The sequence below is a fragment of the Gammaproteobacteria bacterium genome (assembly GCA_016716465.1).
GTDB lineage: Bacteria > Pseudomonadota > Gammaproteobacteria > SZUA-140 > SZUA-140 > JADJWH01.
This window is the reverse complement of record JADJWH010000001.1, coordinates 167,207-181,343: the sequence shown is the minus strand read 5'-3', so window position 1 is coordinate 181,343 and position 14,137 is coordinate 167,207. Positions and strand designations below refer to the sequence as shown.

Genomic DNA, 14,137 nt, shown 5'->3' with positions numbered 1-14,137 from the left:
GGCGTCGGCGTGGACGGCCCCGCCTCCTCCCTGCCACAGGCGGCCGCCAGCAGCGCCAGGGCCAGCACGAGCATGATCGCCTTCATAGGAGTCTCCTCAGGATGTTTCGCCTCGCGTCCTTCCCGTCGTCCGTGGCGGACGTCAATCCCGCCCGGCCTTCAACAGCTCCCAGTATTTCTCGTAGACTTTCACTGCGTCGCCGACATCGACCTGGAACTCGGTGTTCTTGAGATCCATCGTGTTGGGATAGACCGTGCGGTCGTTACGCAGCGTCTCGTCGAGCAGCGCCAGGCTGCCCATGTTCGGCGTGGCGTAACCGATCTCCTCGCTGATCGCCTTGCCCACCTCGGGGCGCAGTACGAAGTTGATGAAGCGGTAGGCGCTGTCGACGTTGCGCGCGTTCTTCGGGATAACCAGGCTGTCCATCCACAGCGCGGCGCCCTCTTCCGGATAGATATATTCGATGGCGGGATTCTCGCCGTGGGCCTGGTACGCCTCGCCGTTCCAGATCATGCCGGCGTCGGTCTCGCCCTCCAGATAGGGCATGCGCGGCGCCTCGGAGTCATAGACGCGCACGTTCGGCACCAGCGTGGTGAGCTTCTTGTAGGCGGCCTCGATCTGTTTCGGGTCGGTGGAATTGCCCGAATATCCCAGCACGCGCAAGCCGACATGGAACACCTCGCGCATGTCGTTGGTCAACAGCAGGCGGTCCTTGAACTCGGGCCGCCACAGATCGGCCCACTTGGTGACCGAACCGGGCTTGACCTTATCGGTGTTGATCGCGATGCCGGTACTGCCCCACAGATAGGGGACGCTGTATTCATTGCCGGGATCGAAAAAGCGGTTGAGCAGCTTGGGGTCGATCTTGTCGAACCCGATGAGCTTGCCCTTGTCGATCGGCGCCAGCAGACCTTCCTTGCGCATCTTGCTCACATAGTAGGTCGAGGGCACCACCAGGTCGTAGCTGTTCTTGGCGTCGACCAGCCGCAGCTTGGCGTACATCGCCTCGTTGCTGTCGAAGGTGGAATACACCACCTTGATCCCGGTCTCCTTCTCGAACCCCTCGATCACCGACTCGGGCAGGTATTCCGACCAGTTGTACAGGTACAGTACCTTGTCCGCGGCGAGCGCGGACGCGGAGACCAGCGCCAGGGCGGCGCACAGCAGGAGACGGCGGAATTTCATGCGGGATTTCCTTCTCGTTTGGCCAATAGAAAATGCGAAAGCGCGAGCGCGGCCAGCGACAGCACCAGCAGCACCGTGGCAAGGGCGTTCACCTCGGGCCGGATGCCGAGCCGGACCATGGAATAGATGCGCAGCGGGAGGATCTCGAAGGTCGGACCGGTGACGAAGGTGCTCACCACGACGTCGTCGATCGACAGCGTGAAGCCGAGCAGCCAGCCCGCGAGCACGGCGGGGAAGATGATGGGCAGCAGCACGGTCCGAATCATGTGGAACTCCCCGGCCCCGAGATCGCGCGCGGCCTCGAGGATCTGCGGATTGAAGCCGACGAGACGAGAATATACGGTCACCACCACGAAAGGCAAACAAAAGGTGATGTGCGCGAGCAGCAGCGACACGAAACCGAGCTGGAGACCGACCAGGATGAACAGGGTCAGCAGGGAGATCGCCAGCACGATGTCCGGCGACATCATGACGACGAACAGCATGCCGTTGAACAGTGCCTTGCCGCGGAAGCGGTAGCGCTGCAGCGCGATCGCGGTCAGGGTTCCGACCAGCGTGGTCAGCGTCGCGGCGCACACCGCGAGCAGCAGCGAATTGGCGGCCGCGCGCAGGAGCAGCTCGTTGTCGAGCAGGCGGGCGTACCAGTCGAGGCTGAAGCCGCCCCAGCGATAGGGGTTCTTGGAGGCGTTGAACGAGTACGCGACCAGCACCGCGATCGGCGCATAGAGCAGCAGATAGACCACCCACAGATAGGCGTGCCTAAGCCGGCGCCACATCGCTCCCCCGCCGCCGGATGAGTTTCACGCTGCGGTAATAGGCCAATAGCAGCAGCGCCATCACGATGGTCAGCATCAGGCTCGCCGCGGCGCCGAACGGCCAGTCGCGCGCGTCGAGAAACTGGTTCTTGATGATGTTGCCCACCAGCAGGTTCTTGGCCCCGCCGAGCACGTCGGCGGTGAAGAACATGCCCATCGCCGGCAGCAGCACCAGCAGACAGCCGGCGATGACGCCGGGCAGCGTGAGCGGGAGCACCACGCGCACGAAAGTCCCCCAGTGGCCCGCACCGAGATCGTAGGAGGCCTCGAGCAGGTCGCGGCGCAGCTGCTCGAACACGGCGTAGAGCGGCAGGATCATGAACGGCAGCAGAATGTACACCAGACCGGCGATCACCGCGCCCTCGGTGTACAGCATGCGCAGCGGCGCGTCGATCAGGCCGAGCGCGAGCAGCAGGTCGTTGACGAGGCCGTTGGTCGAGAGCAGCAGCTTCATGGCGTAGGTGCGCACCAGCGAGTTGGTCCAGAACGGCACGATCACCAGGAAGATCAGCAGCGGCTTCAGGCGCGCCGGAAAGCGGCTCACCGCGAAGGCGAAGGGATAACCCAGCAGCAGACATACGACCGTGGTCACCGCCGCCATCCACAGCGAGTGCAGCATCACATCGCCGTAGAGCGGATCGAGCAGGCGGGTGTAATTCTCCAGCGTGACGGGCAGCCGCACGAATTCCAACTCGTCCCGCTGCAGGAAGCTGCTGGCGAACACCAGCAGATTGGGCAGCAGGACGAAGACGATCATCCAGCCCCAGGTCACCGCCAGCACGGCGGTCTTGAACGGCGTCCTAGTCTTCATGCGGCAACAGCTTCTCCCAGCCCGGCACCCAGCTCACCCGCACCGGCTCGCCGCGCCGGTAGTCGAAATCGGGATCGTTTTCGTCGAAGAATTCGCTCGCGCGCACCTCCTGCCCGGTATCGAGCCGCACCACGGAGTCGAGCGTCATGCCCTTGTAGTTGCGTTCGATGACCTGGCCCGGGATGCCGCGCCCGGCGTCGGGCGGCAGCAGGCGCAGATCTTCCGGACGCAGCAGGACGTGCAGCCGCGTCCCGGGGTCGCAGCGCCTGCCGCGCGCCTGCAGCTCGACCGTGCGCCCCGCCATGCGCACGCTGAGCCGGTCGGCCTCGCGCGCCGCCTCCACCTCGGCGTCGAAGACGTTGATCTCGCCGACGAAGCGCGCCACGAACAGGCTGCGCGGATTCTCGTAGACGTCGCGCGGCGTGCCGACCTGCTCGATCGATCCCTCGCGCATCACCACCACGCGATCGGACATCGACAGCGCCTCCTCCTGGTCGTGGGTCACGAACAGAAAGGTGATGCCGAGCTCGCGCTGGATGCGCTTGAGCTCGTACTGCATCTGCTTGCGCAGCTTGAAATCGAGCGCGCTGAGCGGCTCGTCGAGCAGCAGCAGACGCGGCCGCTTCACCACCGCGCGCGCGATCGCCACGCGCTGCTGTTGACCGCCGGAGAGCTGGTCCGGCCGGCGCGTGGCCAGCTCCTGCAGCTGCACCACGGCGAGCGCCTCGTGCACGCGCGCCGCGATCTCCTCGCGCGGGCGCCGCTCGGCGCGCAGGCCGTAGGCCACGTTGTCGAACACGTTCATGTGGGGGAACAGCGCGTAACTCTGGAACACCGTATTGACCGGGCGCTCGTTCGGAGGCAGGCCGACGATGTCGACGCCGTCGAGCAGGATCGCGCCCGCGTCGGGCTGCTCGAAGCCGCCGATCAGGCGCAGGATGGTGGTCTTGCCGCAGCCCGACGGTCCGAGCAGCGTGATGAATTCCCCGTGGTGGATCTCGAGGTCAGTCGGCGCCAGCACCTGCCTGCCGCCGAACGATTTGGAAACACCGCGGAGTTGCAGCAGTATATTATTGTTCTCCACCGACCCGCCGTCCCGTACCCTTGAGGCCACATTCTAGCGGCTGCCACAGCCAATCCAAAGATGTTTCCCCGCGTCCGACCGTGACCGCGACACGCACCATTGCAGGGCGGAGCCGCCGGTCAATTAGGGGACGGATTTAAATCCGTCCCCTTCTAAACGCGCCCCACTCGATGGGGACAGACTGGTGACATGGCGGGGGCGGATTCAATCCGCCCCACTCGATGGTGACAGACTGAAAGTCTGTCACCTAGGGCACGCAGCGATATACTTCGAACACCTGTTTGCCGTCCTTGGGCTTGCCGATCGGGACGATGGTATCGCCCTTCAGATCCGCCGCCGCCGAGTTGCGCGCCAGCGCCTCGAGTTCCTGCTGCACACGCTCCGGGGCGCGGTCGATGCCCGCCAGTTCGGCCTTCACGCTCGCGGTGGTCGTCCCGAGCCGCTTGCAGTGCGTCACCTCCGCGGCGCTCAGCACGCGCGTCTTTTCTCCCGCCGGGGTCAGCTCGACCCAGGCGCAGGCCTGCAGTGTCATGGCGATAGCGGCCACCATCGCGATCTTGTTCACCTTCACGTTCCGCTCCTCGTTGAATTCCGGTGTTCACCCGCTGCTGCGACATCGGTTCCGGGCCTCCCGACGCCGCGAACAGGATAGCGGATTCCGCCCGCTTCCACGACGCCCGGAACGCCGCGCCGCCGATTCTTTCACGGGCCTGTCGGCCGGCCGGCCGTCGAAACAGCGAGGGGTTTCATGAATAAGTCACTGATCATACTGGTCGTTTCGATTCTCAGCGCGAGTACGCCTGCTCAGGCTTCGCAGGCGCGGGTCGCAGGGCATGGGGACATGCAGGGAATGGGGACAGATTTCAAATCTGTCCCCATGTTGATTTAATGCAGCCATCTGCGCTCGGCGCGCTCGCGGGCGGTCTCCGCCTCGATGCGCGGCTCCGGCGGTGTCGCGCGGTAGGGCTCCATCTCGATATGCCGGACGCGCCCGCCGAACAGCACGATCTCGCCGCCGTAGCGCGCGCTGCCGTCGCTGGAAAACTCGAACTGGAACTCGCGCCAGATCGCCATCCGGCCGTCCTCGTCACGGCGCAGGCGCAGGCGCGTGAGCGACACCGTGTCATCGAGAAAGGTCACGCCGACCTCGCCGCAGCGGCGTCGGCCCGCCTCGCGCGCGAGCTCCTTCGCGCGCATCGCGTCGTACCAGTACCAGCCGCCCCCGATGATCAGGGCCAGGAAAAACCCTTCCGCGAAACTCAGCATGCGGCCATCCTAGCACACGCCGTGCCGCGGCCGATCGGGGAAGGGCGGGACAGGGGCGGGTACGGGGCCAGATTTAAAATCTGTCCCCGGGGGGATGTGTCCCCGTGCAGGAACAGGGCTGGATTTGAAATCCGTCCCCATTCTTATATGATGCACGCTCCCCTTCGACCGGACCCAAGGAGAACCATGAATCCGTGCCCCTGCAATTCAGGCCAGGACTATGAGGCCTGCTGCGGCCCGGTAATCCGCGGCGAGCACCCCGCGGCCACCGCCGAGGCGCTGATGCGCTCGCGCTACAGTGCGTTCGCGCGCAAGGAACTCGATCATCTCGAGACCAGCCTGCACCCCGATTCGCGCACCGACCACGATCCGGAAGCCACACGGCGCTGGGCGGACAAGGCGGAATGGCTCGGGCTGGAGATCGTCGACAGCACGGGCGGCGGTCCCGAAGACGAGGAAGGGACCGTCGAGTTCATCGCCACCTACCGCCAGAAGGGCGTGACCCACGCCCACCACGAGGTCGGCGAATTCCGCCGTCACAAGGGACGCTGGTATTACACCGACGGCCACATGGTGACCCCCGGCACCGTGCGCAACGAAGGCCCCAGGGTCGGCCGCAACGACCCCTGCCCCTGCGGCAGCGGCAAGAAATACAAGAAGTGCTGCGGGTAGGGGACGGATTTCAAATCCGTCCCCATCAAGCCGGGGGCAGACTATGTCTGTCCCCGCACCTAATCCAAATCCATCCCCATCCAGCTGGTGACAGACTTAAGTCTGTCACCACACCTAATGTTTCCCCGGCTCCGCCGTAATCTTCTTCCAAAAATAAGCCCGTACCGGAGTCATTCCCGTACGCATCAACCTGGGGACAGACTTAAGTCTGTCCCCATACCTAAACCAACCCTGTCCCCGCGCCTGTTCATTTCCGCGCCAGCCAGATGACATGACGCGCGCCGCGCTTGCCGTGCGCGCGCACGCGCAATTCCTCCACCTCGAATCCCGTTTTCCGAAGGCGCGCATGGAACTTGCGGTCCGGCGCCGCCGACCATACCGCGAGCACCCCGCCGGGACGCAGCGCGGACTGTGCGGCGTTCAGACCAGCGGCGCCGTATAACCAGTCGTTCGCCTTCTGGGTCAGGCCTTCAGGGCCGTTGTCCACGTCGAGCAGGATCGCATCATACGCGCCGTCCGCCGCGCGCAGCAGGCCGCCGACATCGCCCTCGTGCACGCCGACGCGCGCATCGTGCAGCGGGAACCCGGCGCAGCCGCCGAGCGGCCCGCGATTCCAGCGCACGACCGCCGGCACCAGTTCGGCCACCGTCACTGCGGCGTCCGCGCCGAGCATGCGCAGGGCCGCCGCCAGCGTGAAGCCCATGCCGAGTCCGCCGATCAGCACGCGCGCGTTGCCGGCGAGCCGCGCGCAGGCGGCCTCGGCGAGCCGGTCCTCCGAACCATGGGTACGGCTGTTCATCAGCTCGTTGTAGCCGATGCGGATCGAATACTCGTCACCGCGCCGGTAGAGCTGCAGCGTGCCGCCGTCAGGCACCGCTGCGCTGTCGAGTCGTTCCCACGGAATCATGCCGGCCTCGCCCGGAGCATGCCCGGGCTCCACTGCGCACCCTCAGGCGCCACGGGATGCGGGAGGGACACGATCGCGGCTCCGGTCATCAGAGTTCGATCAGCCGGTCCGGCAGTTCGTTGCGATCACCCGGCGCCGCGGGAAAGTGCCCGGCCAGCAGCTCACCGCAGCTGTTCACAGCCTGCACGAAACCCTCCCCCACCTGGCCCGTCCGCAGCCGCGCGGTGAACTCCGCCACCACGCGCTCCCAGGTCCCCGCCGGCACGCGCGCGTCGATGCCGCGATCGGCGAGGATCTCGACGTGGCGCTCCGCGACGCTGACGAAGATCAGCACGCCGGACCGGCCGGCCGTCGCGTGCAGGTTCTGCTCGACGAACTGCGCCAGCGCCAGCCGGTGCGCGCGCGCCTGTTGCACCGCGCGCGGGATCAGGCGCATCTTCAACGGCGTCAGATTGAACACCAGGGCCAGCACCAGGAACACGATGACCTGGACCGCGTAGACCGCGTCCGCGCGCAGATCGCCGAACAGCAACAGTGGACCCGGGAGCGTCAGCGCGACCAGCGCCGCCCACAGCAGCGGGATATACAGATAATGATCGGCGGCGCGCGCCACCACGGCGACCAGCTCGCCGGAGGTACGCGCCTCGGCGGCAGCGATCGCCTGCGCGATCTCCCGCCGGTCGCGCTCGCTCAGGAAGACCATGTTACCACCGCCCCGAGGCCCCGCCGCCGCCAAAGCTGCCGCCGCCCCCGCGGAATCCGCCGCCGAAGCCGCCGCCGCGACGTCCGCCCGGATACGAACCGCCGCGCCCGATGCCCGGCAGGCCGCTGCCCGGCCCGCCGCCGGCGCCGAGCATCAGGTGAAACACGGCGACCAGCACGCCCATGACCAGACCGAGCAACAGCGACCCCAGCACCAGCCAGCCGATCAGCACCGCCCCGCCGCCGAGCAGGCCGGCCGACACGCGCCGCGCGCGCAGCAGGCGCGCGAGCATCTCGCCGGCGATGGTGAGGAAGATGAACAGCGACATGAAACTGCCGGCGGGGTCCTGGCCGTCGCCACGTTTCTCGGGCAATGGCTGATAGGCGCCGTCGATGACCTGCAGCACGGCGCGCGCACCAGCCACGATGCCGCCCGGCATGTCGCCGGCGCGAAAGCGCGGCAGGATCACGCCACGGATGATATTGTGTGCGAGGGCGTCGGTGAGCGTGCCCTCCAGGCCGTAGCCGACCTCGATGCGCACCTCGCGCTCCTTCGGCGCGACGAGCAGCAGTACGCCGTTGTTGCGCGCCGCCTGGCCGATGCCCCAGTAACGGCCGAGCTGGTAACCGAAGTCCTCGATGGCGTAGCCCTGCAGCGAATCGACCGTGACCACGACGACCTGGTTGCTGCCGGCGCGTTCATGCGCGGCCAGCATCTCGTCCAGCTCGGCGCGCGCGGCGGCAGGCAGGATGTCCGCCTGGTCCACCACGCGGCCGCTGAGCGCGGGGAAGGCCGGCGCGGCGGCGCAGACGGCCGCGCCCAGCAGCGCGACCGCGGCCATCGCCCATGTCGCCCACGCGCGCATCGCGAACGGGGCCGGCTAGAACTTGACCTCGGGCGCCTGCTCGACGCCGGGCGCGGCGGTGAAGTTCTCCTTCACCTCGGCGTCCCCGTACAGCACCGCCTTCCAGATGCGGCCCGGGAAGGTGCGGATCTCGGTGTTGTAGCGCTGCACTGCCGCGATGTAATCGCGCCGTGCCACCGCGATGCGGTTCTCAGTGCCCTCGAGCTGCGACTGCAGGGTGAGAAAATTCTCGTTCGACTTCAGATCGGGATAACGCTCGACCACGACCAGCAGGCGCGACAGGGCCGAGGTCAGCTGGTCCTGCGAGGCCTGGAACTGCCGGAAGGCATCCGGGTTGGTCAGCACGTCCGGCGGCAGTTGCAGCTGCGACACCTTCGCGCGCGCCTCCACCACCTCGGTCAGCACGCGCTCCTCCTGCGCCGCGAAACCCTTCACCGTATTGACCAGATTGGGCACCAGGTCGGCGCGCCGCTGGTACTGGTTCAGCACGTCGCTCCAGGTCGCCTTGACCTGCTCGTCATAGGTCGGGATATTGTTGATGCCGCAGCCGCCGAGACCGAGCAGCACCGCCGCGAGCATCACCCCCGCGCCGAGCCCCTTCAACCGATAGATCGCCTGCTTCATCGCCACCCCCTGTCGAATAGTCCTTCGCATCGAATCAAAAAAACCTGTCCCCGGTTTCACGCCCGCTCCGGCGACGGCCGCCGCCGCACGGCGCGCCACAGACGGCGCAGAAAATATGCCACGACCAGCATGAACAAGGCCAGCAGGACCAGAAAGCCCACGGGATGGAACAGCGCCATCCACCACCCCGACACCAGCAGCGCCTCCTCGCCCAGCGAGGCGGTCACATTCGACACCGGCTCGGGGGAGGCATTGATGAGCGCCCGGCTGCCGGTCTTTGCCAGATGCGTGCCGGCCGCGATCGATCCGCCCAGCAGCAGCGCGATAGCCTGCGCCGCCGCGCCGCTGTCGGCGAAGAAGGCGGCGGCGAGCGCGGCGCCGGCCGGGATGCGGATGAAGGTGTGCACCGAGTCGGACAGGCTGTCGAGCCAGGGCAGCTTGTCGCCGAAGAATTCCGCCAGCGCGAACAGGCCGGCGCAGCCCATCACCAGCGGATGCTGGAGAATCTCGAGCGCGGCCGGCAACTGCAGTATCCCCAGGCGATGGAGCAGCCCGAGCGCGAACAGCACCAGATACAGGCGCAATCCCGCGCCCCAGGCGACCGCCGCCGCGATGGCGGCATGCGGGAGCAGTTCGGCGTTCACGCCGGCCCCACCGGGTAGACGGTCATCAGGCGCGGGTTCACACCGGCATCGGCTGGCGGTCCATCAGGCGCAGCCAGCCGCGCACGATGCGATACAACACCCACAGGCCCGCGACCCAGGCGATCGCGATCGCCAGCGGGATCCCGATGAAGGTGAGCGCCAGCAGCACGGCGAGCAGCACCCACGCGGCGGCAAACCAGAAGGTGCGTATCTGCCAGCGGAAGTGCGACTCGAGATAGGTGCCGCGCACCTCGCCGCGCTTGAGGTAGTTGATGACCACGGCGATGATCGACGGCCAGCCGGTCAGAAATGCAGTAACGATAAAGGCCGGACTCAGCAGTCCGCTGAAGGCGCTGAAGGCGTGCAGGCCATAGATGACATAGGTCAGGGCGATCCACCCTTCCGTCGTGCGCGCCTCCGCGGGCAGGTTCTGTTCGGGACCGTTCATGGCGCCATCCTATACGTTAAGCTCATGGGTAAACACGCTTTTCCGTCTTTCATCCGGTACCGGCGGGAAACCGGTGGCCTGCTCCCGGCAGATCGCCAATAATAGACGCGAGGATCTGATCCCACCGGCTCCGGGACAACGATACATCCAATCATGGAGGTGACGTTATGAACAAGCAAGAGCTGGAAACCACCGCGCGGGCCATGGTGGCCGATGGCAAGGGCCTGCTGGCGATGGACGAGAGCACGCCGACCTGCGGCAAGCGCCTGCAGGCGGTCGGCGTCGACAACACCGAGGCGAACCGCATCACCTATCGCGAACTGCTGCTGGGCGCGCCGGGTCTCGGCGACTACATCAGCGGCGCGATCCTGTACGACGAGACCCTGCGCCAGAAGACGCACGATGGCACGCCCTTCCCCAAGCTGGCGGAGCGGCAGGGCATCCTCCCCGGTATCAAGGTGGATACCGGCGCCATGGACCTCGCCGGTCATCCGAATGAAAAGGTCACCGAGGGTCTCGACGGCCTGCGCGGACGCCTGGCCGAATACCGCGACCTGGGCGCGCGCTTCTGCAAATGGCGCGCGGTCATCACCCTCGGTGCCGGTATCCCGAGCCGTGCCTGCATCGAGGCCAACGCGCACGCGCTCGCGCGTTACGCCGCACTGTGCCAGGAGGCCGCGCTGGTGCCGATCGTCGAGCCGGAGGTGCTGATCGACGGCGACCATACGATCGAACGCAGCTTCGAGGTCACGCTGGAGACTCAGCGCGCCGTGTTCGAACAGCTCTACCGCCAGGGCATCCTGTTCGAGGGCATGGTACTCAAGCCCAGCATGGTCATTGCCGGGAAGAAATGCGCGCGGCAATCCAGCCCGGAACAGGTCGCCGAGTGGACCTTGCGTTGCCTGCGCGCCACGGTGCCCGCGGCGGTGCCCGGTATCGCCTTCCTGTCCGGCGGACAGGGTGACGAGCAGTCGACGCAGAACCTGAACGCGATGAACGTGCTCGGCCACGAACTGCGCCTGCCCTGGCGTCTGACCTTTTCCTATGCGCGCGCGCTGCAGCACCCGGCGTTGGTGAAATGGTCCGGCAAACCCGCCAACGTCGAGGCCGCGCGCCGGATCTTCCTGCATCGCGCCCGCTGCAACAGCACCGCCAGCCGCGGCCGCTACACCCCGGCGCTGGAGCGGGAATTGGCGGCCTGACAGATAGTACGGGGACAGATTCGCTCAAGACGGGGACAGATTTGTTAATCGAACATGGCAGAACGGGGACAGATTCAAATCTGTCCCCGCATCTCTCAACATCACAAGGCAAGCCACCCCCATGACCTCCGTACCCTGCCCGGTCTGCGGCGCGTCCAGTGCGCCGCTCGACGTCGTCGACTTCAACAAATCCTGCGCCGAGTCGTGGGGGATACACCTCCCGCTCTGTGGGGTCCCGGTCTACTACTATCGGTGCGAGAGCTGCGGCTACTGCCACGCACCGCAGTTCCGGGACTGGCGCCCGGAGGATTACCGCGAGCGGATCTACAACGAGCGCTACATCGAGGTGGATCCGGACTACGTCGAAAAGCGCCCGGCCACCGCCGCCGCGGGCCTGATCCAGACCTTCGGGACGGTCGCCGCCTCCATCCGCCATCTGGATTACGGCAGCGGCAGCGGTGTGCTGAGCCGGATGCTGCGGGAGGCCGGCTGGGACTCCACGGCCTATGATCCCTATGCCGATCCCGACAGCGCACTGGATAACCCGGGCCGCTTCGATCTGATCACCGCCTACGAGATCTTCGAACACGTCGCGGACGTGAACCGCCTGATGGCGGATATCTCGAGCCTGCTGGCCGAGGACGGCGTGTTGATCCTCAGCACGCTGCTGTCCGACGGCTTCATCGCGCCGCACCAGCGCATCACCTGGTGGTACGCCTCGCCGCGCAACGGCCACATCAGCCTGTTTTCCAAACAGAGCCTGGCCATCCTCGCCGGCCGCTACGGCTTCCACATGGGCGGATTTTCCCCGGCCCTGCACGTGATGTGGCGCACCGTGCCGCCCTGGGCCGGCCACTTCCTCAAGACCGGCTGAACCGGCGCGCTACTTCGCGCGTTTCGGTTTGAAGGGTTTGTGCGTTTTCAGCTTGCCGCGGGGTTTCGCGGCGCGCGGCGCCGGTGACTTCAGGCGCAGTTTGTCGCGCGGCGTCTCCTCCGGCGCCGCGGCCGGCGCCTCCGCGCCGAGCGGGCTGAGCTGCAACGGACGCCCGCGCACACGCACCTTGCGCAGGTGCTGGTAGATGTCCTTCGGCATGCCTTCGGGCAGGTCCACCGTGCTGTAATCCTCGTTGATCGTCAGGCGACCGATATACTTGCTGTCGAGCCCGGCCTCGTTGGCGATGGCGCCGACGATGTGCTTGGCCTCCGCGCCGTGCGCGCGGCCGACCTCGAGACGGTAGCGCACCGTGCCTGCCTCGGCGCGGGTCGCCTCCCGGTCGGGACGCGTGACGCGCTGCGTCGGGTCGGACAGGCGCGCGCGCTCCCGATCGACGGGCTTGGTCTCACGCTTGCGCGGCTCGGGCTTCGCCGCCGACACGGGCATGGGACGCGGCCGCTCGCTGTCGGGCCGCTCGCGACGCGGTTCGCGCGTCCGCTCCGGCGCGGCGCGTTCGGGCTTGCGTGCATCCGGTTTGCGGTCCGGACGCGGCTTGCCCGGCCGCGGCTCGACGGGCTGCGCGCGCGGTGGTGGCGCGTGTTTCGCCGGCGCCTCTTCCGGCAGGTCTTCCAGCAAGGGGCGTTCACGCTGCGCCAGGAAGGCCAGCGCGGCGGCGATCTCGGCCAGCCCGATATTGCGCTCGCCCTGGTAGGCCTCGATCAGTTCCTCGAAGAAGCCCAGTTCCTCCCCCTCGAGCGTATCGGTGATCGACTGCTTGAACTGCTCGATGCGGCGACCGGTGATGTCGGCGCGCGTCGGCAGCTGCATCGGCGCGATTTTCTGCCCGGTGGCGCGTTCGATCGCCGCCAGCATGCGCCGCTCGCGCGGGGCGACGAACAGGATCGCCTCGCCCTTGCGTCCGGCGCGCCCGGTGCGGCCGATGCGATGCACGTAGGCCTCGGTGTCGTAGGGGATGTCGTAATTGACGACGTGGCTGATGCGCTCGACGTCCAGGCCGCGCGCGGCGACGTCGGTCGCCACTACGATGTCGAGCGCGCCGCCCTTCAGGCGCTCGATCGTCTTCTCGCGCAACGCCTGGTTCATGTCGCCGTTGAGCGCGGCGCAGGCATAGCCGCGCGCCTCCAGCTTCTCCGCCAGCTCCTCGGTTGCGACCTTGGTGCGCACGAAGATCAGCAGCGCATTGAAATCCTCCACCTCGAGGATGCGCGTCAGCGCGTCGAGCTTGTGCGTGCCGCTGACCTGCCAGTAGCGCTGGCGGATCGTCGTCACCGTCGTGGTCTTCGCCTTGATGCGCACCTCGACGGGGTCCTTCAGGTGGGTCTGCGCGACACGCCGGATCGGCTCCGGCATGGTAGCGGAGAACAGCGCGACCTGGCGGCCCTCCGGCGCATGGCGCAGGATGTCCTCGACGTCGTCGATGAAGCCCATGCGCAGCATCTCGTCAGCCTCGTCCAGCACCACCGCCTTGAGCTGGTTGAGCGCGAGCGTGCCGCGACGCAGGTGATCCTGCACGCGCCCGGGCGTGCCGACCACGACGTGCACGCCGCGGTCGAGCTGGCGCAGCTGCGCCCCCATGCCCTGACCGCCGTAGACCGGCAGCACGTGGAAACCCGGCAGGTGGCGCGCGTAGGTCTGCATCGCCTCCGCCACCTGGATCGCCAGTTCGCGCGTCGGCGCCAGCACCAGCAGCTGCGGCCGGCGCTGCGTCAGATCGAGCCGGCTCAGCAGCGGCAGCGCGAAGGCGGCGGTCTTGCCGGTGCCGGTCTGGGCAACGCCGAGCAGGTCACGCCCCGCCAGCAGCGGCGGGATGGTCTGCGCCTGGATCGGCGACGGTGTCTCGTAGCCGACCTCGGCGACGGCCTTGAGGATCGGGGCGGCGAGCGCCAGGTCGGAAAAGCGGATGGGGGCTTGGTCTGTCATGGGGGTTCCTGTCAGCGGACCGCCCGCGGGCCGGGC

The 14,137-nt window shown here is 67.2% G+C and carries 16 protein-coding genes; 3 read left to right on the top strand and 13 right to left on the bottom strand.

From position 1 onward, the window contains the following. Window positions 1–141: 141 nt before the first annotated feature. The 6 genes from IPM20_00905 to IPM20_00880 all read right to left on the bottom strand — a co-directional run bounded on the left by IPM20_00905 (window position 142) and on the right by IPM20_00880 (window position 5,161). Window positions 142–1,185: an extracellular solute-binding protein gene (locus tag IPM20_00905; GenBank protein MBK9130191.1), complete on the bottom strand. Its 1,044-nt coding sequence runs from the start codon at window positions 1,183–1,185 to the stop codon at window positions 142–144. Then, entirely contained in the window at window positions 1,182–1,961 is a 780-nt protein-coding gene (gene potC, locus IPM20_00900) for a spermidine/putrescine ABC transporter permease PotC (protein ID MBK9130190.1), read from the bottom strand. The genes IPM20_00905 and potC overlap by 4 nt, the downstream gene beginning before the upstream one ends. Next, on the bottom strand, window positions 1,945–2,811 hold the full coding sequence (gene potB / locus IPM20_00895) for a spermidine/putrescine ABC transporter permease PotB (protein MBK9130189.1): 867 nt from the start codon (window positions 2,809–2,811) through the stop codon (window positions 1,945–1,947). Before potB ends, potC begins: the two co-directional genes overlap by 17 nt. After that, window positions 2,801–3,880: a spermidine/putrescine ABC transporter ATP-binding protein PotA gene (gene potA, locus IPM20_00890; GenBank protein MBK9130188.1), complete on the bottom strand. Its 1,080-nt coding sequence runs from the start codon at window positions 3,878–3,880 to the stop codon at window positions 2,801–2,803. Before potA ends, potB begins: the two co-directional genes overlap by 11 nt. Window positions 3,881–4,142: 262 nt before the next feature. Then, on the bottom strand, window positions 4,143–4,466 hold the full coding sequence (locus IPM20_00885) for a DUF4156 domain-containing protein (GenBank protein MBK9130187.1): 324 nt from the start codon (window positions 4,464–4,466) through the stop codon (window positions 4,143–4,145). A 314-nt stretch (window positions 4,467–4,780) separates the two neighbouring features. Further along, the gene (locus IPM20_00880; protein MBK9130186.1) at window positions 4,781–5,161 is read right to left on the bottom strand and encodes a DUF3301 domain-containing protein; all 381 of its coding nucleotides are present in this window, start codon (window positions 5,159–5,161) and stop codon (window positions 4,781–4,783) included. A 186-nt stretch (window positions 5,162–5,347) separates the two neighbouring features. Between IPM20_00880 and IPM20_00875 the strand changes: the two genes are divergently transcribed. Further along, complete coding sequence (locus IPM20_00875) at window positions 5,348–5,833, top strand: YchJ family protein (protein MBK9130185.1); 486 nt, start codon at window positions 5,348–5,350, stop codon at window positions 5,831–5,833. Between the two features lie 247 nt (window positions 5,834–6,080). Here IPM20_00875 and IPM20_00870 read toward each other — a convergent pair whose 3' ends face one another. The 6 genes from IPM20_00870 to IPM20_00845 form a co-directional block, all read right to left on the bottom strand. After that, window positions 6,081–6,740 carry a hypothetical protein gene (locus tag IPM20_00870; protein MBK9130184.1) on the bottom strand — a complete coding sequence of 220 codons (660 nt, stop codon included), beginning with the start codon at window positions 6,738–6,740 and terminating at the stop codon, window positions 6,081–6,083. Between the two features lie 88 nt (window positions 6,741–6,828). Beyond that, a complete protein-coding gene (locus IPM20_00865; GenBank protein MBK9130183.1) occupies window positions 6,829–7,443 on the bottom strand; it encodes a TPM domain-containing protein in 615 nt (204 codons plus the stop codon). Between the two features lies 1 nt (window position 7,444). Then, on the bottom strand, window positions 7,445–8,308 hold the full coding sequence (locus IPM20_00860) for a TPM domain-containing protein (GenBank protein MBK9130182.1): 864 nt from the start codon (window positions 8,306–8,308) through the stop codon (window positions 7,445–7,447). Window positions 8,309–8,323: 15 nt separating this feature from the next. Then, window positions 8,324–8,932: a LemA family protein gene (locus IPM20_00855; protein MBK9130181.1), complete on the bottom strand. Its 609-nt coding sequence runs from the start codon at window positions 8,930–8,932 to the stop codon at window positions 8,324–8,326. Between the two features lie 56 nt (window positions 8,933–8,988). Continuing rightward, complete coding sequence (locus IPM20_00850; GenBank protein ID MBK9130180.1) at window positions 8,989–9,564, bottom strand: DUF4126 domain-containing protein; 576 nt, start codon at window positions 9,562–9,564, stop codon at window positions 8,989–8,991. Window positions 9,565–9,613: 49 nt separating this feature from the next. Then, entirely contained in the window at window positions 9,614–10,024 is a 411-nt protein-coding gene (locus IPM20_00845; protein ID MBK9130179.1) for a hypothetical protein, read from the bottom strand. Between the two features lie 167 nt (window positions 10,025–10,191). Between IPM20_00845 and IPM20_00840 the strand changes: the two genes are divergently transcribed. Both IPM20_00840 and IPM20_00835 read left to right on the top strand, forming a co-directional pair. Further along, window positions 10,192–11,226 (top strand): fructose-bisphosphate aldolase class I, encoded by a 1,035-nt coding sequence (locus IPM20_00840; GenBank protein MBK9130178.1) that lies wholly within the window; start codon window positions 10,192–10,194, stop codon window positions 11,224–11,226. Between the two features lie 121 nt (window positions 11,227–11,347). Continuing rightward, window positions 11,348–12,100: a class I SAM-dependent methyltransferase gene (locus tag IPM20_00835; protein MBK9130177.1), complete on the top strand. Its 753-nt coding sequence runs from the start codon at window positions 11,348–11,350 to the stop codon at window positions 12,098–12,100. A 9-nt stretch (window positions 12,101–12,109) separates the two neighbouring features. Here the strand turns inward: IPM20_00835 and IPM20_00830 are convergent, their stop codons facing one another. Beyond that, the gene (locus tag IPM20_00830) at window positions 12,110–14,101 is read right to left on the bottom strand and encodes a DEAD/DEAH box helicase (protein MBK9130176.1); all 1,992 of its coding nucleotides are present in this window, start codon (window positions 14,099–14,101) and stop codon (window positions 12,110–12,112) included. Window positions 14,102–14,137: the final 36 nt, after the last annotated feature.